This window comes from Penaeicola halotolerans (assembly GCF_016464625.1).
GTDB classification, from domain to species: Bacteria; Bacteroidota; Bacteroidia; order Cytophagales; family Cyclobacteriaceae; genus Penaeicola; species Penaeicola halotolerans.
The window spans coordinates 1-255 of sequence record NZ_JAEAGO010000132.1; the positions used below are offsets into that span (position 1 = coordinate 1).

Annotated in this window: 1 protein-coding gene; it reads left to right on the forward strand. The window is 44.7% G+C overall.

Translation table 11 applies throughout. From position 1 onward, the window contains the following. On the forward strand, positions 1-255 hold a 255-nt coding region (locus I5349_RS13885; RefSeq protein WP_369075573.1), incomplete at both ends, for a M23 family metallopeptidase.

Below are 255 nucleotides of genomic sequence, written 5' to 3' on the forward strand. Positions count from 1 at the left end.
CCAACTCTGGGATTCCAAGAAGATCAATATTTATGATTTTGTCGTATCCAAGTTTAAGGATTCGTTAGCTATAGTCCTATATGATTCCCTGATGGATGTCTCTTGCCACCCACCGATCAAAGGTACCAAGATCACTTCACCCTTTGGTTTTAGAGGTTGGAGATGGCATTATGGGAGTGATCTTAAGCTCAACACAGGAGATGGCGTATACGCGGTCTGGGATGGTATCGTCAGGATCCGGCAGTATGAACGCTA